This is a genomic window from Streptomyces caniferus, assembly GCF_009811555.1.
GTDB classification, from domain to species: Bacteria; Actinomycetota; Actinomycetes; order Streptomycetales; family Streptomycetaceae; genus Streptomyces; species Streptomyces caniferus.
Genome location: NZ_BLIN01000005.1, coordinates 4,234,160 through 4,257,915 on the forward strand (window position 1 = coordinate 4,234,160; position 23,756 = coordinate 4,257,915).

Here is a 23,756-nt window from a genome sequence, read left to right on the forward strand (position 1 = left end):
TCCGGATGAGGAAGCCGCCCGAGGTAGGCGCTGTCGGGCGTGGATATCGAGAACGGAAAGTGAGGTCGGGACGTGGCGCGGCCCCTTGAAACCGACTGGCAGGACGTGTTCGGTTTCTCCGACGACCCGACCCCGGGTGATGCGGACATGCTCGGAGACCTGGCCCGCCAGTACCGCTCCGTCGCCGACAACGCGGGCGACGCCCTGCCCCTCGTCTCCGGCCTGGAGAACAACCAGGCCGGCGAGGGCAAGACGATGGACAAGCTCCGGGACAAGCTGGGCGACCTGGCCAACCAAGTACGCAAACTGCACGACTCCTACGACCAGGCCGCCGGCGCCCTGGACACGTACGTGAATTCACTGCGTGATCAGCAGCGCAACGCCGACAACGCCCTGGAGAAGGGGCGCGAGGCCAAGGACCGGCTCGAATCGGCCACCGATGTGGTCAAGGCGGCCGGCGCCGACATCAGCAAGCTCGACGGCGCCCAGCATCCACCGGACGACAAGGAAGCCCGCGCCAGCACCCGCCGCGCCCTCGACGAGGCCCACAGCAAGCAATCCGGCGCACAGGCCCGGGCCGACGACGCCCAGGCCGACCTCGACGCCGCCCGCATGCTCGCTGAGGACGCCCGCCAGGTCCGCGAGGAAGACGCCTCCGTCGCCGCCCAGAAACTCGACGACGCCCGCGACGAATCCGTCGACGGCTACAGCCTCTGGGACAAGATCAAGAAGACGTTCAGCAAGATCCTCGGCATCGTCAGTGCGGTGCTCGGCGTCATCGCCCTGCTCATCCCCGGCCTGCAAGGGCTCGGCATCGCGCTCACCATCGGCGCCGTCCTGACCGGTGTGGCGTCACTGGGCATCAATATGTCGATCATGGCCGAGACGGGCGACTGGGACATCGGCGAGATCTTCCTCGGCGTCGTGGGACTGGTTGCGGGCGGCGGCGCACTCCTCAAGGGCGTCAAGGGGATCGGCTCGGCGGTCAAGGGCATGAAGAGCGTCAAGCCCGGCACGGTCAAGACACCGGACGCCCGCGTCACCGGCCGCGGCATCGACAAGCGGAAGTGCGCGGGCGACCCGATCGATGTGGCCAGCGGCGAAATGCTGTTGCGGCAGACCGATCTGACGCTGCCCGGCGTCCTGCCGCTCGCGGTCTCCCGTACGTATCTGTCGTCCTACCGGTACGGCCAGTTCTTCGGCCCCTCCTGGGCCTCCACTCTCGACGAGCGCCTGGAGATCAACGAGCGGGGACGGGTGTCGTGGCTCCGTGAGGACGGGTCGATTCTGTTCTATCCGGGGCTTCCCGGTGCCGAAGCCGGCGAGGGCGAGCATGAGGGGGTGCTGCCCGAGGAAGGCCCGCGTCTCCCGCTGGCCCGTGCGGCAGCCGGTGCCGAGGGCCGGGTCGCCTTTCGCGTCGCCGACCCGCACACAGGTCTCGTACGGACCTTCGCGGACCACCCCGACGACGAGAACGGGCTTTACTGGCTGAGCGGTTGGCAGGACCGCAACGGCAACGAGGTCACCGTCGAGCGCCTGGAGGACGGCACACCCACCACGCTGCTGCACTCCGGCGGCTACCGCGTCGACGTCGAGTGCACCGTCGGCCTGCTGACCGGGCTGAAGGTCTCCACCCAGCAGGGCCCCGTCGACGTCATGGACTACGAGCACGACGCGGACGGCAACCTCACCCACGTCGTCAACTCCTCCGGCCGACCGATGGTGTTCGGCTACGACGAGCAGCACCGCATCACCTCCTGGACGGACCGGAACAACTCCATCTACCGGTACGTGTACGACGACGAGAACCGCGTCACCGAGACGATCGGCCCCGAGGGGTACCTCTCCTCCAGCTGGTCGTACGACCCCGAGCAGCGGCGCACGCACTACACGGACGCCGAAGGCGCCACGCACGTCTACCAGTTGAACGAGCTGTACCAGGTCGTCGCCGAGACCGACCCGCTGGGCAACACCGTCCACTCCGAGTGGGACCGCTGGGACAACCTGCTGTCGCGGACCGACGCCCTCGGCCACACCACCCGCTACGAGTACGACGAGCGGCACAACCCGACCGTCACGCACCACGCGGACGGCGCCAGCTCCACGGTGGCGTACAACGGGCTGAACCTTCCGGTCTCGGAGACGGCGCCGGACGGCAGCGTCTCGCGGCAGGAGTTCGACGAGCGGGGCAATCTCGTCGCCTTCATCGCGGAGGACGGGTCCGCCCACCGGCTGACCCGGCACCCCACGGGCGCCCTCGCCTCGGTCACGGATCCGGCGGGCGGCATCGTCTCGTACGAGGCCGATGCCGCGGGGCTCACCGTGGCCGTCGACCGGGGGGACGGGAGCCGGGAGACGGCCGAGCGCGATGCCTTCGGGCGCATCGTCACGCTCACCGATCCGCTGGGCGCGGTCGTGCGCACCGAGTGGACCGTCGAAGGGCTGCTGGCGCGGCGCACCGGGCCCGACGGCCGCGTCGAGCGCAGGACCTGGGACGGGGAGGGCAACTGCCTCTCCGCCTCCGACCCGACGGGCGCCACCACTCGCTACGAGTACACCCACTTCGACCTGGTCGCCGCCCGCACCGGGCCCGACGGGGTGCGCCACACCTTCGGTTACGACCGGGAGCGGCGCCTCACGCAGGTCACCAACCCGCAGGGCCTGACCTGGGACTACACGTACGACGCGGCGGGCCGTATGACGCGCGAGTCCGACTTCGACGACCGTGCGGTCGGCTACGTCCACGACGCGGCGGGCCGCGTCGTCTCTCGTACGACGCCGTTGGGCGAGGAGATCGGCTTCGCGTACAACGCCGTCGGCGAGCTCGTCCGCAAGGACGTGGCGGGGGCGGTCACGTCCTACGCCTACGACCCGGCCGGGGAGCTCACCCGGATCTCGTCCGCCGAGTCGACGGTGGAGTTCGAGCGGGACGTCATGGGGCGGGTGCTCGCCGAGACCGTGGACGGGCGTCGCACCGCGTTCGGCTACGACGTGCTCGGCCGCCGCACCTCCCGCACCACCCCGACCGGCGTCGTCACCGAACTCTCCTACGACGAGCACGGGAACCGCGACGGCCTTGCGGTCGACGGGCACCAAGTGGCCTTCAGCCACGACGTCCTCGGCCGCGAGCTGGCCCGCACCTGGGGCACGGAGTCCGTGACCGCCACGACCGCGTGGGACCTGGCCGGACGTGCCGTCACCCGCGGCCTCACCGTCTCCGGCCGCACCCTGCGGGACCGGCACTACACCTATCGCGGCGACAGCCTGCTCACGTCCGAAACGGAAACCGTCACCGGACTGAGCCGGCAGATGGAACTCGACCCGGCCGGACGCCCGTTGACGGTCACCGCCGAGAACTGGACCGAGTCCTACGCCTACGACCAGGCGGGCAACCAGACCACGGCGACCTGGCCGGAGAAGGCCGGCCGCGCCGAGGCCCGCGGCGAGCGCACCTACACCGGCACCCGCGTCCAGTCCGCGGGCGCGGTCCGCTACGAGTACGACGCCGCGGGCCGCATGGTGCTGCGCCAGAAGCGCCGCCTGTCGAAGAAGCCCGACACCTGGCGCTACACCTGGGACGCCGAGGACCGCCTCACCTCGTGCGTGACGCCCGACGGCGTCCAGTGGCGCTATACGTACGACCCGTTGGGCCGCCGCACCTCCAAGTACCGTTTGGCCGAGGACGGTTCGGTGGCCGAGACGGTCCGCTTCACCTGGGACGCGAGCCGGCTCGCCGAGCAGACCGACAGCGCCACCGGCGTCACCACCACCTGGGACCACGAGGACCACCGTCCCCTGACCCAGCTGGAGCGCAAGCCGAGGACGCAGGAGGAGTACGACTCCCGGTTCTTCTCGATCGTCACCGACCTGGTGGGCACCCCCACCGAACTGGTCGACGAGCGGGGCGGCATCGCCTGGCGCTCCCGCTCCACCTTGTGGGGCACCACCAGCCGCAACCGCGACGCCGTCGCGCTGACGCCGCTGCGCTTCCCCGGCCAGTACGAGGACACCGAAACCGGCCTCCACTACAACTGCTTCCGCCACTACGACCCCGAGACCGCGCGCTACGCCTCCCCCGACCCGCTGGGGCTCGCGCCGGCCGACAACCCGGTCACGTACGTCCACAACCCGCACACCTGGGTCGACGTGCTCGGTCTCGCTCCGGAGAGCTGCTCGTCGGTCCCCGAGAATCAGCACCTTCCCACCAAGCGCGGCGCGTTCCGGGCGGCCAAGCGGGATCTGGGCATCAAGAAGGGGCAGGCACCCGACTATGTCGCTCACGTGGACATGGAGACGGCGAAGGGCGCCAAGGTCTTGAAGGACGGCATGCCGATCCCGACCCGCGAGTCCCACTACACGCTCGCCGACGGCAGAAAGGTGGTCATCCAGGACCACTCCGCCGGCCACATTTACGGCCCTCCGGGCACCCCCGGAAACCAGGGGCGGCACTTCAACGTGCGCCCCGGCGACGACACCCGAAACGGTAAGGTCCCCGGGACCTCGGAGCACTACAGCTGGGGTAAAGGTAAACAGGGGCAACCATGAGTGAATCGCGCGTACCGACCGGAGGGCGGCACATGGCCTGGACCGATCACGTCTTCCGGTCGACGGGACTCGTGAAGATCTACGGGGGCGAGGTGCCGCCCCTGCGCGGGGTGCACCTGCACGCCGTCGACCTGCACCGGGGCGGCCCCACCCTGTCCCTGCGCTTCAATCTCGCCCGCTACCCGGCCGACCCGCCGCACAAGTGGGCGGCCCAGGGGTACAACCGGGTGCAGGTCACGCTGGCCGTCTCCGGCATCGACTCCTGCTCGATCGAGGGGTTCGGTCTGGACCCGGTGGTCGACATCGACCTGGAGCCGGGTGACGGCGGCCTCGTCGTCTCGGTGGACTCGGACGACGTCCGGGTTCGGGCCGTCGGCCAGTCGGCGTCCCTGGCCAGGATGTCGGCCTACCTGCAAGGCGACGGCTGACCGCCCAGCCCCCATACATGTGTGAGGGCCCCCGCCGATTTCCTCGGCGGGGGCCCTCACCTCATCAACAAGGCCGGTCAGCCCTCCGCCGACGGCAGCACCGTCTCCGGTACCTGCACCGTCCGCAGCACCCCGTCCCCCAGGTGCAGGATGGCCCGGCCCGGGCGGGTCGCGCCCAGGCGGCTGCGGGGGATCTTCACGCCGATCAGTTCGCCGTCGCTCATGTTCTGCGGCTTGAGCAGGAGGCCCGTCCGGTTGCGGCGGGCCTCGGTGTGCCAGCCGGAGAAGCCGGAGGAGAGCCGGTCGGTCTGCCCCGCGAGGATCAGGCCCCGGCCCGTCTCGGCGCCGGACTTGGCGATCGGTGTGAGGACGGACTCCGCCTTCGACTTCAGCAGCAGGTCGGCGTCGTCCAGGATCACCACGGCCCCCTGCGGCGCGGCGGCCAGCGCCTGTTCGAGGGCGGCGGGGTCGATGTCGGACTCGTCGAAGACCGCGAGGACCCCGGGCCGTCCGGCGAGCCGGCGCAGCGGCGATCGGACGGGCGCGCCGATGACGATGGGCGTCCTGACCGAGAGCAGCGACATGGCCAGCGTCGACAGGACGGTGCTGCGCCCCGAGCGGGCGGGCCCGGAGACGATGAACGTCGGCGTGACGGAGAAGTCGGGTCCGAGCGCCGTGAGTTCGTCGCCGCCGATACCGGCCAGGGCCCACCGTGTGGACGGCAGCCGCTGCGGCACGTACTGGGCCCCCTGCTCCCAGGTGAGCCGGTCCGGCAGGGTGTCGACGCGGAACGGCCTTGTGGTGGCCGGGAGATGGGCCGCCTGTTCGCGGCAGTGCGCGGCGATCTGCTGGAGCGCCCCGGCCTGCGCCTGGCCCTCCGGGTTCGGCGTGAGGAGCGCGATCTGCACCTCCGCCTTGTCGGCGGCGCGGAAGGCGCGGCCCGGCGGGATCTCGTCCGGCACGTTGCGCTGGGTGATGCCGATCTGCCCGTACTCGGACTTCTCGTTCAGCTTGAGGACGAGCTTGTCCTCGGTGGAGCCGTTGACCCGGCTGGAGAACAGCGCCCGGTCGCCGGTCATCAGCAGGTGGATGCCGACGCTCGCGCCGTCCCGGAGCAGGGTGAGCACGGCGTTCAGCAGGTTCCCGGAGTCGTACTCGCCGAGCTGCTTGTCGAAGACCTCCCAGCGGTCGATGAACAGCACGATGTGCGGAGGACGTTCGGCCTCCGGCAGGGCGCGGCGCAGCTCCGCCAGGTCGGCGCTGCCGCGGGCGGCGAGCATCTCCTGACGTCGGCCCAGTTCCTCGTTGAGGCGGGCGAGGAGCCGGGCCACCCGGTCGGGCTGGGTGCGCTGGGTGATGGCTCCGCAGTGCGGCAGGCCCTCGATGGGCAGCAGCGCGCCGTTGCCGCAGTCGATGCCGTACATGTGCAGCTTGTCGGCGGGGTGGGCGAAGGCCATGGCGCCTGCGATGGTGCGCAGCGTCTGCGACCTGCCCTGGCGCGGCGAGCCGATGATGTGCAGGTGTCCGAGCGTCGCCGGGTCGATCACCAGGGCCTGCCGGGCCTGTTGCGCGGGCAGGTCCACGACGCCGTACGCGACGGGCGCCAGATCGTAGTCCGAGGGCGTGGGCGGGGGGAGTTCGCCGGTGACGAGGACCTCGGGCAGCGGCGGGAGCCAGGGGCTGTGCTGGGCGGGGATGCCCATCTGCTGGTCCGCTTCACGGATCGCCGTGACGAGGCCGGTGAGGTCGGTCTCCACCTCGGCGGGCGCGGCCGCGGCGCGGGGGCGCGTCGGGAGCGGTTCGCCGAGCCGTTCCCAGCCGACCGCCACCGCCCAGGGCGCAGGCAGCGAGGCGACCGTGGCGCCGGGGCGCCGGCCGCCGACGCGTCCGGACTGGAACGGCACGAGGGAGTTCTGGCCGAGTCGGACGTAGGCACGCCCGGGGTTGCTCTGCGAGATCCCGGCGGCCTCACCGGAGTTGAGGACGTCCTGGCTCTCGCCGGCGTCGGTGACCCGCAGCGCGATGCGCAGGTTGGTGTTGGCGCGGATCTCCGAGGAGACGACGCCGCTGGGGCGCTGCGTCGCCAGGATCAGGTGGATGCCGAGGCTACGGCCCCGCTGGGCGATGTTGACCAGGCCCTTCACGAAGTCCGGCAGGTCGCGCACCATCGAGGCGAACTCGTCGATGACGATGAGGAGCCGGGGCATCGGCTCGCGGCCCGCGCTCGGCTCGCGCTCCAGGAGGTCGACGTAGTCCTCGATGTCCTTGGCGCCGACCGCGGCGAGGATGTGCTCACGGCGGGTGAGTTCCGCGGTGAGCGACACCAGGGCCCGCTCGACGAGGTGGGCGTCGAGGTCGGTGACCATGCCGACGGTGTGCGGCAGGTCCACGCAGTCCTTGAACGCGGAGCCGCCCTTGTAGTCGACGAGGACGAACGTCATGGCGTCCGGCCGGTTCGCCACCGCGAGGGAGGCGACCAGGGTCTGGAGGAGTTCGGACTTGCCGGAGCCGGTGGTGCCGGCGACGAGACCGTGCGGGCCGTCACGCTTCAGGTCGAGGTGGAACGGGCCGTCGAGGGAGACACCGACGGCCGCGCGGGTCGAGCGGCCCCCGGCCAGCCAGCGTGCCCGGATGCCCTCGGCCCGCGGCGGGTCGAGGGAGAGCACGTCGAGCAGCCGCGCGGAGCCGGGCAGTACCGCGGCCTCCTCGTCGCCGCCGCCCGAGTCCCGCAGCGGGCCCATCGCGCGGGCCAGCGAACGGCAGTAGTCCAGGGAGACGATGTCGGGCCTGATGCCCCCGACCGTGCCCCGTCCGGAGCGGCCCACCCGTACGGTGCCGCCCGGCTCCTCGGCGACAACGGCGAGGCACTCCTCCGGCAGCAGCCGCTCCTCGGCGTCCAGGCAGAGGGCGCGGATGCCGACGGCCGGTCCGTCGCGCAGGATCTGCGCGACGCCGGGCAGCGAACGCAGCCTGCGGGCGCCGTCGAGGATGACGAGCACGTCGGGGCCCACGGCCCGGCCCCGTGCGTCTCCCGCCGCGGCGCGCTCGGCGATCATCGCGGTGAGTTCGGCGACGCGCCGGGCGCAGGTCTCCGTGCCGTAGCCGATGCTGGCCGGGGTGTCCCCGGACTTCTTGCGCACGTGCGGCAGCCAGCGCAGCCAGGACCAGCCGTCGCGGCCCTGTTCGCCGGTGGTCAGGAGGTGGATCTGGAGGTCACGGGGGCTGTGCAGGACGGCGGCCTGGGCGACGGTCCAGCGGGCCACGGCGCGCGCGGCCTGGCCCTGCCCCGCGATGCCCATGACGTGGTGCTCGCGCAGCGGGACGGTCACCGGGACGTCGTACGCGGTCCACGGGTCCTGGCGGCGGTGCTCGTCCTTCGTCGGGTCCAGGAGCACCACGTCGGAGTCGAGGTCGGCGGTGCCGATGCGCATTTCGAGGAAGTCGGCGTCGTTCATACGGCGCTCCCAGAGGCGGCGCCGGGGGCCGACGGCGGTCAGGACGACCTCGGCCGGGTCGGGGAATCCGCGGCGCCGGGCGGTGCGTTCGGCGACGAGGGCCTCCGTCGCGTCGCCCTCGATGCGCTCCTTCTTCTCCTTGTAGGCGGTGACGCTCTCGGAGTGGGACTGACGGCCGGTGCGGCGGCTCATGAGGAAGTTGCCGACGATCGCGACCGGGGAGAGCAGGCCGAACAGCAGCATCGACGTGCGGTGGAAGATCAGCGCGCCCGCGCCCGCCATGACCAGCGGGGCCAGCGCGGTGATCCACGGGAGCGGCCGGGCGGAGGGCGGGGCGGGCGGCGACGGCAGGGTGAAGCGGGTGGCGGTCGCGGCGGGCCGCAGCCGCGGCGGCCGGTTGTAGTCCCAGCCGGTGCCGTCCTCCGACGGCTGCACGGCCGCGTCCGGCGCCTGGGGGAGGGCGAGTTCGAGCAGGCAGCCGCCGACGAGGAGCTGTGCGCCGGCCGGCCAGGCGGTGTCCCCAGCGAGGTCCTCGCGGTCCAGCTGCGGGGGGCCGTCCGGTGCGGACGCGTCGGGCGCCACCCGGCAGCGTCCTCCGGGGCCCACGGTCAGGACGGCGGAGGGCTGGTGCGGTACGGCGCGCAGCACCTGGGCGGTGCCGTCGTGCGCCAGTCCGATCCGGTACGAGCCGATGTCGAGCCGGTGCACCGCGCCCGCCCCGGCCCCGCCGACCGCACGGATCTCCACCAGCCCGTCCGGTTCGGCCGACGCGGTGCCCGCCGGGCATCCCAGGCCCACGACGGCGGCGTGCCGGAGCGGCGCGTCCCGCAGCCGCAGGTCCGCGGGCAGCAACTGATCACCGACGTACAGGCCGAGGCCCTCCGGGGGCCGGTGGACGCCTCCCGCCCCGGCCAGCGCCTCCGCGACGGCACTCACGGGCGTGTCGGGGTCGGCGTCGAGGTGGACGTCGAACGCCTCACCGCCCCCCTCGACCACGGTCAACATCAACGACACGAAAACGTCCTCCAGCCGGCGTGAATGGGGGCCGCGGGAGCCCTGATCGTCGGCTCCCGTGCCACTGACGGGACCTACGGCGCCGGTCCGCGGATGGTTCACGGACGCCCGGCGGAGGTGCCCGTGAACCATCCGCGGGCGGGCGCCGTAGTGGCCTTCGGGTACCTGGCACCGCGACGTTGCCGCGGTGCCGCCCCCGCTTCCGACCGTCCCGGCTCCGCCGCCGGGGCGTCCCGACAAGGAGTCCGAAGATGATCTGGTACGTCCTGGCCGTGGTGCTGGGGCTGGCGCTGATCGGGGCGGTGGCCGCGCTGATCGTCACCGAGCGGCGGCCCCGCCCGCCGAAGCCCGCCGCCGCCTCGGCCGCCGTCGTGGGGCGGGAGGCGCTGGACGTGGTCAACGCGGGCCTGCGCCGGCTGACGGGCGAGTGCCTGCGCTCCGGCCGGTCGCTGCCCGACCTGTACGCCGTCGTCTACTCCGAGGAGCGCCTCGGACTGCTGCTGGCCGGCCGCGAGGAGTCCGCCCCCGCGCCCTGGACCGCCGAGGCGGACGGCGAGCGCTGGACGATCTCGCCCGACAACCTGCACCGCCCCGGCCCGGAGGGCGAACCGGCCCTGCCGTACGCGCTGACCGTGACGGTGGGACTGGACGGCGCCGACCGGGTGCTGGTCGACCTCTCCCGGGCGGCGGGACCCGTCTCCGTGACCGGCCCGGACCAGGAGGTGCGCAGCCTGGCACGGGCCGTGGTCGCCGAGGCGCTGGCCGGCCCGGTGGGCGCGCTCGCCGAGGTCACCCTGGTGGGATCCCTGGCCGGCGACGGGTTCTTCGCCGACGACGCACCGCGGACCTCGCGTCTGCACACCGCGGCCAGCCTGGAGGAGGCGTTCGCCAGGGCGGCTTCGGCAGGCACGGGAGAGCCGGAGCCCGGAGGGTCCGACGTCACCCAGATCTTCCGGCTGATCGAGGGCGGCAGCCGGATCGCCGTCCAGGGCGAGGCGCCCCACCTGTTCGTCGTGGACGCCTCACAGCTCCCGCGCCGGGCGGGGGCACTGGACGGCCTGCGGCGCGGGGACGCGCTGCTGGTGCTCGGCGAGGCCCCCGCGGGATGGCCCTGGCGGGCCGGTGCGGACGGCTCGCTCGACACCGGGCCGCTCGGCCTGGAGATCACCCGGCACGCGGGGCGTTTCGCATGAGTCTCATCCGGCGGCCCGGTCCTGGCCGCCCGCGTGCAGCCCGCGGCTGTGCAGCGCCTCCCGCAGGGCGCGGGCGGCGTAGTACGTCCGCGACTTGACCGTGCCCGGCGGCACGCCGAGGACCCTGGCCGTCTGGTTGACGCTGCGCCCCAGGTAGTGCACGTGCAGCAGGACCTCGCGCTGCGGCGGCCGCAGGTCCCCCAACGCCTCGATGAGCACCTGGGAGGTGAGGATGTGGTCCACGTCGTCGGACACCGGAAGGTGGGCGAGTTCCGGGTCCCCGGCCTCCGGCGGTCTGGCCTGGCGGGCCCGGTGACCGTCGATGACGAGGTTGCGCAGCACGGTGAACAGCCATGGCCGCACCGAATCCGCGGTCGGGTCGAGCTCCCCGGCGTGGCGCCAGGCGCGTATCGCGACTTCCTGCAGGACGTCCTCGGCGCGGTGCCAGTCGCCCCCCAGTCGCCGCGCGGCGAACTGCAGCAACGCACTGCCGTGACTCTGGTAGAGGGCTCTGAGGAACTCGTCGGGGCGGAGTTCCGCGGTGGGGGGCCGGGATGTGCAGTCTTCGGTGGAAGTGCTGGCCGACAAGGGCCTTTTTCCTCTCCGGTTCGTCTGTGGTGAAGACGGACGCCGCCGGCCGTGGGGAAGCCGGCGGACGCCGTCGCGAACGGTCGTTCGCTCCGTGCGACGTGTCCGCCGGCCTGCAGCGGCGGTGAACCCGCCCCGGTACCGCCGTCAGTCCGGTTCGTGGGAGGAAAGCGAGCGCACCTCATCGGGGGTCAGTTCCCGGTCGTAGAGGTGCACATCGGCGACCTCGCCCTTCCAGTGGTCGGCCGCCTTCCCGTTGAACTTGGCGCGTCCGATCACCACGGAACCGGTGGGCTTCACCGTGCCGACGGCCTGCCTGCTTCCCGCGAGCCGCCCGTCCACGTAGATCCGCATCCGATGGTCCTTCTGGCGGTACGTGCCGGTGAGGTGGTACCAGCGGCCGGCCTTCGGCTGCTCGGCCTTCTCCGCGACGGTACGGGCACCGGTGAAACTGAAAGCGAAATTCTGGTCCTGCCCGGAGTACTGGAGGAAGAACGTGCTGGCCTGGTCGCCGTCCTGGGACAGCACGGTGTGGAAGCCGTTCATGTCCTCGGGGGTGAGCCGCACCCGCGCGGCGACCGAGTAGTCCTTGCCGGCGGTGTCGATCCGGGAACCGGTGTCCGCGTATCCGCTGGTGCCGTCCAGCCGCAGGGCGCCGCCCTCGGGGCCGTCGGTCCACTGCCCGCCGTCGCTGACGACCGCGTCGTGCTCACCCGCCTTCGCGGTGCCGGACCGGTGCAGGGGCCACCACCCGATACCGCGCAGCGACTCGGCCTCGCCCGGGCCCGTCGAGGGCGAGCTCCCCCCGGCCTGCTCCTTCCCGGACTCCCCGGCCCCCTGGCCGCGCACCAGTTGGGCGACGACGAAGGCCAGCGCGACGGTCAGTACAGCGATCGTGGTGATGAGCGACCATCTGCGCGTCATGAATCTCCCCGGGACGTACGGCATACAGGTGTCACTGGAGACCACGTGTCCGTTCCGGAAGTGGTTCAACGTGCGCCCAAAGTCTGACAGGCCGTCGGGTCGGCAGGCGGGGGCGCCCCTGAATGTGCGGCCCTGCACGGAACATCCGGCGACACCACGTTTACGCAGTTCAGCGCGTTTCGTTGGGATGTTCCGACGACGCGGTTCCGCCGCCCTGCGACCGCTGCGGGGGCGTGCGGAGCGGGGCCCCTGAAGGCGACCGGGGCGCCTTCTCCCACGACGGGCCGGCGCGGACCACCGCCCCCCGCACCACCGCGCACCGCACTAGCTTGCAGTGCATGACTCTTGCTGTGTAAGGTACTGATCATGGAAGAGACGCCCACCCCCCGCGCCCAGTGGCTGCGAGGGGTGCTGGATATGTGCCTGCTGGCCCTGATGGCGGAGGCCCCGGTCTACGGCTACGAGATGACCGTCCGGCTCGCCGCGGCCGGGCTCGACGTCGCGGACGGCTCGATCTACCCCGCGCTGGCGCGCCTGCGCAAACGCGAACTGGTCGAGATCGAACGCCGCAGCGGGGGCGGGGGCCCCGCCCGTACCTACTACAGCCCCAGCGAAGCCGGCATGCGGATGCTCGGGGCGTGGAGCCGCGACTGGGGCGAATTCGCCACGAGCATCGGCTCTCTCATCGGCCCACCTGCGCGGGAGGAATCATGACACTGACGGTCGACGACGCGATACACCAGGCCACGAAGACGTGGCGCCGCCTCGGCGTCGCACAGGACACGGCCGACGAGATGACGGAGGAGCTGGCCGCGGACCTGACTGCCGCCTCCTCGGACGGCCGGTCGGTCACGGACTACATCGGCGGGGACGTCGAGGCGCTGGCCACCTCCTGGGCGGACGAACGCGGTCTGCTGCCGGTGCACCGGCACCTGAAGGAGACCGCCGTCGCGGCCGCCCAGGGCGCCGCACTGCCCGCCCTTGCCGCCCTCGCCTTCTGGTGGGTGTCCTGGTCCCACCTCCTGGACCCCAGCAGCGAATCCATGACCACCACCCTCGACGGAGGGGCGGTGTGGGAGGTGCGCGAGTTCGCCAATCCCGGCGTCCCGTTGATGTGGGTGGGCCTGCCCGTGTGCATGATCGCCGCCTTCCTCCTGGTCCGGCGCGCCGTGCGCGGAACGCTCCAGCACCGTGGCGCCGCCGCCCCCGAAGCGACCGCACAGGCCCTGACCAAGGCGCTTCCCGCCATCCTCCTGGCAGCGGCCGGGCTGGGCGTCGCCATCGGCTTCTTCGGGGCCTCGGTGGTGGGGTACTTCCAGCTCCTGTTCACCGTCCCCGTCGCGCTGGCCGGAATGATCGGCGCCGTCGCAGCCGGCGCCGCCTGGGTCCGCAACCGCACCTGCCCGCCCGCGACCGACACCAGGTGAACCACCGTCAGCTGCGGGACCGGCCTGCTCAGGACGGTGCTGTCGTCGGCGGCTCGTGCACCGCGGTACGCCGCTGCACCGCATTAGCCGTCCATTAGCCAAACACCAACTCGATCTTGGAAGCTGATGGTCGTCCGGGAACAGGACGAGAACCACAGCAACAGGAGATCCGATGAACAGCGCCACCGCCACCAACCGCTTCCGTGGCCGTGCGGGCCGCCGTATCGCCACTGCCCTCGTCGTCGCGGCGGCGCTGGGCCTGGGAGCCACGGCCTGCGGGGAGGGCTCCGGGGCGGCGGGCGCCGCCGGCTCCTCGGGCTCCGCGGCGGCGTCGGCCTCGACCCGGCCCACGAGCGGTTCCTCCGCGGACCACTCCGGCTCGCAGGGCCAGAACGGCGACACGTCCGCCAAGGCGTCGTCCGCCGCCAAGACCGGCAGCGGGTCCGCCTCCACCGGGGGCGGCGGTGTCGCCCACGCGGGCAACCACCGCACGCTGGTCGGCAAGCTGGAGTACCTCGCGCCCGGCAAGCTGATCGTCAAGCCCGAGGGCGGCGGCACCGACCAGGCATTCTTCGTCGCCAACGCCACCAAGATCCTCGGCGCGGCCGCGATCTGCGCCGACAACACCGACGGCAGCGTGACCATCGGCGAGGACGGCTACGGCACCTCGAAGTGCACCGTGGACCAGTTGGAGAAGGCCGCGAAGTCCGGCAGCGTGACCGTCCGCGTCACGATGGACACCAAGTCCGGCGCCGCCGAGACGGTCGAGGAGAAGTACCACCCGTAAGCCTTTGCACCTCACGCCACGCGCACCCCTGGGCCTCGGCCCGGGGGCGGCCATGCGTACGGGGAGGACCTCGCGTCCAGGTCCACGCCCACGTCCCTGCCCGGCATCGCTCGAGTGCCGGGGTGTGTCACTGGCGCTGTTCCAGATCAGCAAGGGGCCAGCCGCACCGGCCAGGTGTCGTTCGCCTAGGGTGGGCCGGTGCCGAGATTCGAGGTCGTGACAGCCGTCGCCGCACCCCCGGACCAGGTGTTCGCGGTATGCCTGGACGTGCAGGCGCATACCCGGTCGATGGCCGCTTCGTCGGAGCGAGCGGTCGACGGCAGGCGCATGGGCGAACTGGCGCTCGGCGACACGGTGACCTTCCAGGCCCGCCACTTCGGCCTGACCTGGCGGCTCAAGGCCCGCATCACCGCATACGACCGGCCCCGGGGCTTCGTGGACGAGCAGGAGTCCGGCCCCTTCAAGCGATGGCGCCACGCCCACCACTTCGCACCGGACGGCGCCGGTGGCACCGTGATGAGAGACGTCATCGACTTCGCCTCACCCTGGGGGCCCCTCGGCTACCTCGTCGACAGAATCCTCCTGAGCCGGTACATGCCCCACCTCATCACAGTCCGCAACGCCTACCTGGCCGGCACCTTCGACTGAATGCCGGGCCGGACACGCCCCCGCAGGACGCGTGTGCTCGTTCCGTCTGCGGCGGCGCTTGCCCCGGCGGCCCGGGTGAGCCGCCGCATTCAGCACGTAACACCCTTTGTTCATAAGGGGGTTGACCGCCCACCGGGCCGGAAGCTTTAGTGATCGCGACCGTCTTAACGATCACTGTTCAGTGATCCGTGATCTCTTGGGGGAATCGATGCGTGCTCTCACCTCGGCAGGAGCGGCTCTCGCCGTCGTCGGACTGAGCCTCGGTCTGAGTTCCGCGCCGGCGTCCGCGGCGTCCGCCGGTCCTGCCGTGTCCGGCGCTTCGCAGGCGGCCGTCTCGGCCACGCCTGCGGCGAAGGCCCCGCCGAAGTCGGGGAAGGACAGCGTCACGTGCAGCGGGTCGAGCGGGCGGGTCAACTTCTCGTGGAAGACCGGCTGGTCGAGCACCACGGTCTACTACAACGACCACTGCCTGGGGGGCACGCGTACCACCGCCGCCTTCAAGTTCTACAACAACGGGTCGACGCCGTTCTACAAGTGCGTCACCTTCCAGGGCGACGCCCAGGGCACGTACAAGTTCGCGCACATCAACGAGATCATGGACGTCAGCAAGGACACCAAGAAGTGCAAGAACACCTAGGGGGCCGAGCCGGAGGTTCTTCGCCGGCCGGACGCCGGTCTGCGCGGTGTCGGGCGGGTCAGGCCATCCAGAAGAAGACCGCCGTCATGCGCTTCTCCTCCATGGTGGTGCCCCAGTAACCGGTGGCCGTGTGGGTCAGATTCGCGGAGTAGAGCAGCAGCCGGTTGGCGCGGTGCGGAACGCGGACGTCCTCGACGAAGGAGTCCGGCGCGACGAAGCGGGTGCCGAGTGCGCCGACCAGGTGGTTGTGCGGAGCGGCGACCTGGTTGCCGCCGAGTGAACCGCCCGGCAGCCTCTGCCGGTAGAAGCTGGTACCGAAGCCCTTGGGGACCACGCCCAGCCGTCCGGGTCGGCGGCCCAGGTGCGCCAGGCATCCGAGATGCGGTGCAGGTCGTCCTCGGTGGCGAGGCCGTCCGCGGCGGGCCTGGTCGGCGATGGCCGAGTCCAGGATGCGGTCGGCCCACATGCCGCCCCAGTGGGCGCGGTCCGCGTCGTCGGCGTGGCACCAGGTGCCGGCGCTCGGGGTGATGTCGGTGAACCCGCCGGCCCGGGCCCAGGCCGGCAGGCGCCGGGCGGGCGCCCTCAGGCCAGGTCCAGCAACTGTTCGTAGAAGCCGCCGAATCCGTTCCGCTTGTCCACCAGGTGGATCTCCAGGATCCAGTGGCAGCGCCATCCCGCTCTGTCGGTGCGACGGAGCGGGTGGTCGTTGTGCGGCACGATGTACGACTCCGTCTTGGCGCCGTCGATCGTCTCGTGCGGGAACTCGCCGACCAGGTGCCCGGCGTGCCAGCCGCCCAGGGTCCAGCCCGCCTCGGCCGCCAGCCGCTCCACCTCGGCGTACAGCCGCTCACCCGTGATGTCGGGATCGGCCTGGAACGCGCTTCGGCCGGCCGCGAAGACGGTCGCCAGGTCCTCCCGGAGCCGGTGCTTGACCGGGTCGTCGCCGAAGACGAAGGTGCGGCCGAAGTCCGCTTCGTACTCCTCGAAGATCGGGCCGAAGTCGGCGAAGGCGATGTCGTCCTCCCCGATGACCCGGTCCGGCGGGTTCTCCTGGTAGGGGAACAGGGTGTGCGGGCCCGAGCGGACGATCCGCTTGTGCCAGTGCTTCGTCGTCCCGAACATCTCGTTCGCCAGGTCCCGGATCCGGTCGCTGACCTCCCGCTCACCGGCCCCGGGCACCACCAGCCGCCGCGCCCCGACCTCGGCGAACAGGGCCGTCGCCTTGCGCTGCGCCTCCACCAGCCCCAGGGCGCGCAGTTCCTCGTCCATGCGATCAGGTACGCCCATGGTGGTGCTCCTCTTGTCCTTGCGGTGTCGCGCGCACGATGACGAGCGAGCCCTCGTAGCGCGCCTGGCCGCGCAGGTGGCCGAAGCGTTCATCCCACACGCCGGAATCCAGGTCGTCACGCAGGCGCGTGGTGAACCGCTCGCGCGCCCCGTCGTCGACGAAGCTCCAGGCCGAGCACGCCTGCCGGGCCGCGGGGTCCAACAGCATCTCGGGGCGTCCGTAGTACGCCTCGTTGAAGCCGTCCGTACAGTCCAACGGGATCGGCACGGCCCGCACGCTGCGCACGCATCGACGCGGACGGCTCCACCGCCGTCACGGCCGGCGCCGCCGATTCGTACGATCCGGCGCCGGCACCGACGTTGACCACCGTACGGGCACCGCCCAGCGCGTCCGCGACGAACTGGGCGATGCGGGGGTCAGGACGTCGGTAGTGCGCATAGCCGGAGCCGATGCTGCCGTAGTCGACATCGCCGGCACTGCCGTCCGGGCCGCGTACATCCATGGGATCCATACCTCGCCTCGTGAGCAGGAATCGGACAGGCCGCCCGGCGGTGCCGGTGTGCCGGCGCTCCACGGCGAGGGGCGGCCGCGGCCGGCCGGCCGCCGGTCGGCCGGAGTGGACGGTGCTGCAATGTGCGCCCCGGACACAGCCCGGAGCGGCCCCTCCCCTTCCGCGACACCACCTGCCGTCTCCGCCTCCTCACCTGCCGCCGGACCCGCCCTCCTCATACTGCAACTGCAAAGTCGATCCGTACATCGGATGGCACATGCTTGGGGCATTGCCCAAATGGCTCGCACCTGTGGATCTGGAGGGCGCTCCGAGGCGCAGCGGCCGGGGAGGCCATCGCTTCGGCCCCTCGTGCGCCGGGACAGAGTGACGATCGCTGCCTTTGCGCCGACAGCGATTCGTGCGGCAGCGGCATCACTAGGATCCGGCAGATGGCAGAAATGATCGACAACGAGCCGAGCCGGTACGGCAGTCGCCGTGGCCGGCCCCCCCGGGACCAGGTCATCGGTCGCATCGCCGACCACCTTGCCGGCCGGCAACCAGGACACCCGCTGCGGGTCGCGGTGGACGGCATCACCGCCGCCGGAAAGACCACCCTCGCCCGCGCCCTCGCCGCCGCGGTGGGCGAGCGGGGCCGACCGGCGGTCCACCTGTCCATGGACGGCTTCCATCACCCGCGCGCCCACCGCCACCGGCAGGGCCGCGACTCCGCGATCGGCTACTACCAGGACGCCTACGACTTCCCCGCGTTCGCACGGTCCGTCCTCGTCCCCCTCGGGCCCGGGGGCGATCACCGCTATCGCCGCCGCATCATCGATCTGGCCGACGACCGGGCGATCGACGAACCGCCGGTCGCCGCCGCTGCCGACGCGGTCCTGGTGGTGGACGGCAGCTTCCTGCAGCGGCACGAACTGGCCGGACTGTGGGACGAGGTCGTGTTCGCCGACACCAGCTTCCCCGTCGCCCGGCGGCGCGGCACCCGCCGCGACACCGAGTTGTTCGGCAGCACCGCGGAGGCCGAGCACGCCTTCGACCATCGCTACCACGCCGCTTGCCGGCACTACCTGGCCGAGGTCGACCCGGCCGCGCACGCGACGATCGTGGTCGGCAACGACGACCTCGATCACCCCGTGCTGCGGCGGATCGGCGACGAGCACACCGGCACGGGCCACACCCCCGCATCCTGACGCCGGCGAGGGTCACCGGCCGGGCGCGCGGCTCCCTCGGACCGCGGTCGGGAAGCGGGCGAGGGAGGCGGGGGCCGATGAGCCAAGCGCTCACGCCGCCGGGCCCGTGCCAAGGCCCGGATCGCTGTTCCGAGGAAGCGCTGCGGAGTTCGGAAGCAGGAGGTGGCGGCGCGGGGACGAAAACCGCGAACCCCGGCCGCACGAACACCCTCGCGCAATTCCGGCGTCGACCGTCGGCACAGCCATGACATCGACAAGACCGTGACATCGACAAGGCCACTGGAAAAACAGGTGAGTTCTGCCGCTCCCCGGTACGGCGTCGGCAACGCTTGTTAGTGAGGCGTTACCGGGGCGCTAGTGAACTCCGTCAGAGTCAGGTGCGTCCAGGGGAGTTGTCGGGAAGGCCGGGGCGGCCTTCGGCTTCCTGTCCCGCCACACTCACAGGGGAGTGCACGATGCAGCCGAAGACGACGCCGGATACGGGCCCTCGCGCCGGCAACGCCGCGTAGGCAGCCTCGACGTTGCCGGCCGGGGCGGCGCGGGGAGCCGCCGCCCCGAATGCCTCCGAGGGCAACTCCCCCACCTTCGGAGCGTAAGCAATTTGCGACGCTCCGTCGAGGATTCTGTTTTTCGAGGACGAAAGGGAACCTCGGAGCCCGTCTCCTCATCTCTTTGGGCGTCCCACTTCTCTGGGCGTCCCACTTACCAGAACTTCGAACGAATGCGATGGGGACCGTGATGCGCGAATTCAGCCGCCGAGGGATATTCGGGCTCGGGATAGGAACGGCGGCCGCGCTCTCCGTCGCCGGCTGCACCTCTTCCGGGTCGTCGGCTTCCGGAAAGGTCGGCACCAAGCCCGGCCGGAACCAGGGCAAGCCGATAGGCGACGGCTCCACCGCGTACACCGGAAAGCAGCCCCACCAGCCGCCGGCGCCGGAGAAGCTGGCGCCGGGCCAGAAGCCACCGCAGTTCGTCGTCTTCTCCTGGGACGGGGCCGGCGAGGTGGGCAACGGCCTCTTCCCGCGGTTCCGCAAGCTCGCCAGGGACCACAACGCCTCGATGACCTTCTTCCTTTCCGGGCTGTATGTGCTGCCCGAGTCGAAGAAGCGCCTGTACCGCCCGCCGAACAACCCCGTCGGCGCCTCCGACATCGGTTACCTCACCGATGACCACATCAAGGCGACGCTGAAGAACGTGCGCGCCGCGTGGCTGGAGGGCCACGAGATAGGCACCCACTTCAACGGCCACTTCTGCGGCACCACCTCGGGCTCGGTGGCGCACTGGACGCCCGCCCAGTGGGACGACGAGATCGAGCAGGCCATGTCCTTCGTCACCAAGTGGCGGACCAACACCGGCTTCACCGACCTGGAACCGCTGCCCTTCGACTACAGCAAGGAGCTGGTCGGCGGCCGTACGCCGTGCCTGCTCGGCCAGGAGAACCTGCTGCCGACGGCGAGGAAGCGCGGCTGGCGCTACGACGCCAGCTCCCCCGGCGGCCTGCAGGTCTGGCCCGACAAGAAGCAGGGCGTGTGGAACTTCCCGCTTCAGGGCATGCCGTTCCCCGGCCACTCCTTCGACGTCCTCTCGATGGACTACAACATCCTGGCCAACCAGTCGAAGGCCTCCACCAAGGCCCCGCCGGCCAACTACCCCGGCTGGCGCAAGCAGGCCACCGACGCCTATATCGCGGGCTTCAAGCGGGCCTACGAGACCAACCGGGCGCCGTTCTTCGTCGGCAACCACTTCGAGCAGTGGAACGGCGGCATCTACATGGACGCCGTCGAGGAGGCGATCAAGCACATCGCCGACGACAAGCGCAAGGACGTCCGGATGGTCTCCTTCCGCCAGCTCTGCGACTGGCTGGACGCCCAGGACCCGAAGGTCCTCGCCGACCTGCGCAAGCTCGGGGTGGGGCAGCAGTTCACCGGCCGCGGCTGACCGCGCGGCGGGGGCAACGATCCGCCCGCCTCTCCCTCACCCCCTCCTGGCCGGGCCGGCCCGGCCGCCGCCCGGCCCTGGCCCCCGTCAGGCCGTGACGCTCACCGTCACCCCCGCCCCGCGCGTACCTTCTCCTCCCAGTCGATGCGATGGAAGTGCAGCGGGCGGAGCATGTCCTCAGGGCCGGCGAAGGACGGCGCGGCGGCATCGCGCTTGCCGGCCTTGACCTCGTTGACGGCTGCGGCGGTGTGGCCGATCGCCTCCACGCGCGGGCGGCGCAGCGCCTCGTAGGCGGCGAACGCCGCGCCGTGCGTGGGCAGATCGCGCAGGCAGCGGGCCAGTTCGACCGCGCTCTCGACGGCGAGCGAGGCGCCCTGGCCGGAGCTGGAGGACGGGGCGTGCACCGAGTCCCCGACCAGCACCATCCGGCCGCGGTACCAGCGCGGTACGGACGGCATGCGCTCCATCCGGCCGACCACCATCAGGTCGTCGGGGCCGGTGTGCCGCAGCAGCCGTTCGCCCGGGACATGACCGGCGTACAGGTCGCGCAGCCGGCTCAGCCACTCGGCGGCGGGCACCCGCGCCAGGTCGGACGGGCTCGGCGGGGTGTCCGTGGGCAGTCCGGCGAACCAGATCAGCCGCCCGTCCGCGCCCTGCCAGTAGCCCATGAAGGCGCGGCCGAACGCGAAGTACATGGTGCCCGGTTCGACCCCGGCGTCGCTGCCCACGTCCGCGTAGCCGCCGAAGCTCAGGACGCCGCCGTACTCGGGGGCGGGAGCCTGCGGGTCGATCACGGTGCGGACGGTGGAGCGGATGCCGTCGGCGCCGATCAGGATGTCGGCGGTCGCCGAGGTGTGGTCGGCGAAGTGGGCGGTGACGCCGTCGCGCGTCTCCTCGGCGGCCACCAGCCGCTTGCCGTACGCGAACCGGATGCCCTCGGCGCCCGCACGGTCGGTCAGCGCCCGGTACAGCCGGTCGCGCGGCAGTGTCAGCGTTGCGGGCAGTTCGGGGAATCCGCCGAAGCGGGCGTGGTGATGGCCGGCGCCGTCCGCCATCACCATGCCGGGCACCGGCTCGCCGATGGCCCGCACCGCCGCGTCGGCACCGACCGTCGCCAGCGCGGCCTGGCCGTTGGGCGCCAGACCGAGCCACGCCCCCACACCGTCGGCCGCGGTCGGGTACGCCTCGTGGACCGTCGCGGTGATGCCCGCCCTGCGCAGTGCGAGGGCCGTGACCGGGCCCGCCACCCCGCCCCCGATGACCAGTGCCGTCCGTACTCCGGAGCCGCGGCCGTCGTCGCCGCGGCCGTCGTCGTCGCTCATAACCCCTCCCATGGGTCATGCGGATGCGCCGTTCGAGCGCGGAACCCATAGTGGCAACACCACTAGTCTCAGTGCAACTACTTTGCGGGGGCTGGCTACGATGACCGCATGTCCGCCTCCGTGAAAAGCTCGCCGCTGGGCCTGACCGTGCTGACGCTGCTGCACTACCGGCCGCTGCACCCGTACGGCATCCAGCGGCTGCTCAAGCAGTGGGGCAAGGAGCAGGTCGTCAACGTCGGCCAGCGGACCGGGCTGTACCGCACCATCGAGCGGCTGCAGGCGGGCGGGCTGATCGCCGTCCGGCAGACCGAGCGCGACCAGCAGTACCCCGAGCGGACGGTCTACGAGGTCACCGACGAGGGCCGGACGGCCACCCGCGAGTGGCTGGAGCAGATGCTGGCGGTGCCCAAGGCGGAGTTCCCGTTGTTCCCGGCGGCGCTGTCGAACATGCTGATGCTCAGCCCGGACGAGGTGGCGCCGATCCTGGAACGGCGGGCGGGACGGCTCGCCGCCCAACGCGCGGACATGGAGGCCCAGTTGGCCGAGGCGCCGACCGGACTGCCGCGCATCACACTGATCGAGAACGAATACCTGCTCGCCGTCCTCGGCGCCGAGGAGCGCTGGCTGCGAGGGGTGATCGGCGAACTGCGGGACGGCAGTCTGACCTGGTCGCCGGAGATGCTCACGGCGTTCCAGGAGGCGTCCGAGCCGGGTGCGGCCGGGGCCTGACCGACGCGCCGCGGGCGGGCAGTGCGGCCCCGAGGAGAAGGGGCCCGGGCCTGCGATCGTCCCCATCTGTGCGGATTCACGGGCCGATTTCGTCGGGACGCAGGGGGTGTCACGAGGGTTGCCTCGGGGACGTAATCGACCCCCGGAGAGTGGTAAAAGGTCCCGAACTCCGTGCTGGCGCGCTGCTTTTCGGTCATGTCGGGGAACTCGGGTACCGGTGCGCGTAGAGTGAATTGACCGGAGTGCGGTCCGGAGATCCGGACCGTTGACGTGAATTGACGGGATGCCATGTCGCAGGGGCGGGGAGATTCGCCGTCTGCCGAAGGGGGAACAATGTTACATCGTGCACGCCTGATTCCCGCTGTGCTGGGAACGGTGGCGGTGGCTCTTGTGGTGAGTTCGTGCGGCATGACGACGGACGAAGAAAGCAAGAGCGAAAAGCGGGACTTCTCCTATTCGGGCAAGAAACTCTCCATCCGCGCGACCAACTCATCGGTGCGGCTGAAGCCCGGAAGCGGTGACGGGAAGGTCCACGTGGAGCGGACGCTGAAGGGGAAGGCCGGGGATTCGGGCAATTCCGAGTGGTCCCTGGACGGTTCCACGCTGACCCTGAGGACCGACTGCAACGGCATCTCCCTGTCCTGCGAGGGCAGTTACACGGTGTCCGTGCCGAAGGGCGCGACCGTGGCACTGGAGAGCACTGCGGGACCGGTCAGCGCGAAGGATCTCGCACAACCGCTGGACATCCACGTCAAGGACGCCTCGGCGGACGTGGAGAACGTTTCCGGGAAACTGGGGATGACCGTGTCCGGCGGCAATGCGTCGGCGACCGGCATCACCTCGCAGGAATTCTCCGCGACGACGTCCAACGGGCGGGTGAAAGCCACGTTCGGGGCGGCCCCGCGTACGGTTACCGCATCGGCCGGGAACGGGAACGTGAATGTCACGCTGCCGAAGGGCGGCGAGAAATACCGGGTGACGACGAAGGCGACCAATGGGCAGGCCCATTCGTCGGTGCCGAACACCAAGGACAGTGACCGGAAGATCGAGCTGAAAAGCCAGAACGGCAGTGTCCGGGTGGACCGGGCGGAGTAGCGCCGCGGGGCATTCCCGGCACGGAGCGGACGAAGGGCGGGTC

19 protein-coding genes and 1 pseudogene are annotated in these 23,756 nt (G+C 71.5%); 12 read left to right on the plus strand and 8 right to left on the minus strand.

Going from position 1 to position 23,756, the window contains the following annotated elements; genetic code table 11:
• Nucleotides 1-72 precede the first annotated feature (72 nt).
• Nucleotides 73-4,545: a DUF6531 domain-containing protein gene (locus Scani_RS35140; protein ID WP_159481718.1), complete on the plus strand. Its 4,473-nt coding sequence runs from the start codon at nucleotides 73-75 to the stop codon at nucleotides 4,543-4,545.
• Nucleotides 4,542-4,973 (plus strand): Imm50 family immunity protein, encoded by a 432-nt coding sequence (locus Scani_RS35145; protein WP_159481719.1) that lies wholly within the window; start codon nucleotides 4,542-4,544, stop codon nucleotides 4,971-4,973. The genes Scani_RS35140 and Scani_RS35145 overlap by 4 nt, the downstream gene beginning before the upstream one ends.
• Nucleotides 4,974-5,050: 77 nt before the next feature.
• On the opposite strand, the gene Scani_RS35150 is transcribed toward Scani_RS35145, so the two are convergent.
• The gene (locus tag Scani_RS35150) at nucleotides 5,051-9,433 is read right to left on the minus strand and encodes an FtsK/SpoIIIE domain-containing protein (RefSeq protein WP_159482555.1); all 4,383 of its coding nucleotides are present in this window, start codon (nucleotides 9,431-9,433) and stop codon (nucleotides 5,051-5,053) included.
• A 260-nt stretch (nucleotides 9,434-9,693) separates the two neighbouring features.
• On the opposite strand from Scani_RS35150, the gene Scani_RS35155 reads away from it, so the two are divergent.
• Entirely contained in the window at nucleotides 9,694-10,635 is a 942-nt protein-coding gene (locus tag Scani_RS35155) for a hypothetical protein (protein WP_159481720.1), read from the plus strand.
• Between the two features lie 3 nt (nucleotides 10,636-10,638).
• Here the strand turns inward: Scani_RS35155 and Scani_RS35160 are convergent, their stop codons facing one another.
• Both Scani_RS35160 and Scani_RS35165 read right to left on the minus strand, forming a co-directional pair.
• On the minus strand, nucleotides 10,639-11,223 hold the full coding sequence (locus Scani_RS35160) for a sigma-70 family RNA polymerase sigma factor (RefSeq protein ID WP_159481721.1): 585 nt from the start codon (nucleotides 11,221-11,223) through the stop codon (nucleotides 10,639-10,641).
• A gap of 147 nt (nucleotides 11,224-11,370) precedes the next feature.
• A complete protein-coding gene (locus Scani_RS35165) occupies nucleotides 11,371-12,147 on the minus strand; it encodes a LamG domain-containing protein (protein ID WP_159481722.1) in 777 nt (258 codons plus the stop codon).
• 366 nt (nucleotides 12,148-12,513) lie between these two features.
• Here Scani_RS35165 and Scani_RS35170 point away from each other — a divergent pair, with 366 nt between their 5' ends.
• The 5 genes from Scani_RS35170 (at nucleotide 12,514) to Scani_RS35190 (ending at nucleotide 15,646) form a co-directional block, all read left to right on the plus strand.
• Entirely contained in the window at nucleotides 12,514-12,861 is a 348-nt protein-coding gene (locus tag Scani_RS35170; RefSeq protein WP_159481723.1) for a PadR family transcriptional regulator, read from the plus strand.
• Nucleotides 12,858-13,574 (plus strand): hypothetical protein, encoded by a 717-nt coding sequence (locus Scani_RS35175; RefSeq protein WP_159481724.1) that lies wholly within the window; start codon nucleotides 12,858-12,860, stop codon nucleotides 13,572-13,574. Before Scani_RS35170 ends, Scani_RS35175 begins: the two co-directional genes overlap by 4 nt.
• A 172-nt stretch (nucleotides 13,575-13,746) precedes the next feature.
• A complete protein-coding gene (locus tag Scani_RS35180; protein ID WP_159481725.1) occupies nucleotides 13,747-14,361 on the plus strand; it encodes a hypothetical protein in 615 nt (204 codons plus the stop codon).
• 198 nt (nucleotides 14,362-14,559) lie between these two features.
• Entirely contained in the window at nucleotides 14,560-15,009 is a 450-nt protein-coding gene (locus Scani_RS35185; protein WP_159481726.1) for an SRPBCC family protein, read from the plus strand.
• 208 nt (nucleotides 15,010-15,217) lie between these two features.
• A complete protein-coding gene (locus Scani_RS35190) occupies nucleotides 15,218-15,646 on the plus strand; it encodes a hypothetical protein (protein WP_159481727.1) in 429 nt (142 codons plus the stop codon).
• Between the two features lie 58 nt (nucleotides 15,647-15,704).
• On the opposite strand, the pseudogene Scani_RS35195 reads toward Scani_RS35190, so the two are convergent.
• The 3 genes and pseudogenes from Scani_RS35195 to Scani_RS41405 form a co-directional block, all read right to left on the minus strand.
• Nucleotides 15,705-15,977: pseudogene (locus Scani_RS35195) on the minus strand (DUF6445 family protein); the annotation flags it as partial.
• 251 nt (nucleotides 15,978-16,228) lie between these two features.
• Nucleotides 16,229-16,933 carry a M24 family metallopeptidase gene (locus Scani_RS35205; protein WP_246296324.1) on the minus strand — a complete coding sequence of 235 codons (705 nt, stop codon included), beginning with the start codon at nucleotides 16,931-16,933 and terminating at the stop codon, nucleotides 16,229-16,231.
• A complete protein-coding gene (locus Scani_RS41405; RefSeq protein ID WP_246296325.1) occupies nucleotides 16,920-17,201 on the minus strand; it encodes a hypothetical protein in 282 nt (93 codons plus the stop codon). Before Scani_RS41405 ends, Scani_RS35205 begins: the two co-directional genes overlap by 14 nt.
• Before the next feature lie 672 nt (nucleotides 17,202-17,873).
• Between Scani_RS41405 and Scani_RS35215 the strand changes: the two genes are divergently transcribed.
• Nucleotides 17,874-18,629, plus strand: a complete 756-nt coding sequence (locus Scani_RS35215; protein ID WP_218039214.1) for a nucleoside/nucleotide kinase family protein — start codon at nucleotides 17,874-17,876, stop codon at nucleotides 18,627-18,629.
• 373 nt (nucleotides 18,630-19,002) lie between these two features.
• On the opposite strand, the gene Scani_RS35220 is transcribed toward Scani_RS35215, so the two are convergent.
• Nucleotides 19,003-19,212, minus strand: coding sequence for a hypothetical protein (locus Scani_RS35220; RefSeq protein WP_159481728.1), 210 nt, complete (start codon nucleotides 19,210-19,212; stop codon nucleotides 19,003-19,005).
• Between the two features lie 155 nt (nucleotides 19,213-19,367).
• Between Scani_RS35220 and Scani_RS35225 the strand changes: the two genes are divergently transcribed.
• The gene (locus Scani_RS35225; protein WP_174872793.1) at nucleotides 19,368-20,567 is read left to right on the plus strand and encodes a polysaccharide deacetylase family protein; all 1,200 of its coding nucleotides are present in this window, start codon (nucleotides 19,368-19,370) and stop codon (nucleotides 20,565-20,567) included.
• Between the two features lie 107 nt (nucleotides 20,568-20,674).
• On the opposite strand, the gene Scani_RS35230 is transcribed toward Scani_RS35225, so the two are convergent.
• Nucleotides 20,675-21,889 (minus strand): FAD-dependent monooxygenase, encoded by a 1,215-nt coding sequence (locus Scani_RS35230; RefSeq protein WP_159481730.1) that lies wholly within the window; start codon nucleotides 21,887-21,889, stop codon nucleotides 20,675-20,677.
• Between the two features lie 108 nt (nucleotides 21,890-21,997).
• On the opposite strand from Scani_RS35230, the gene Scani_RS35235 reads away from it, so the two are divergent.
• Nucleotides 21,998-22,618, plus strand: a complete 621-nt coding sequence (locus tag Scani_RS35235; RefSeq protein ID WP_159481731.1) for a PadR family transcriptional regulator — start codon at nucleotides 21,998-22,000, stop codon at nucleotides 22,616-22,618.
• Between the two features lie 408 nt (nucleotides 22,619-23,026).
• Nucleotides 23,027-23,713 carry a DUF4097 family beta strand repeat-containing protein gene (locus tag Scani_RS35240; protein ID WP_159481732.1) on the plus strand — a complete coding sequence of 229 codons (687 nt, stop codon included), beginning with the start codon at nucleotides 23,027-23,029 and terminating at the stop codon, nucleotides 23,711-23,713.
• Nucleotides 23,714-23,756: the final 43 nt, after the last annotated feature.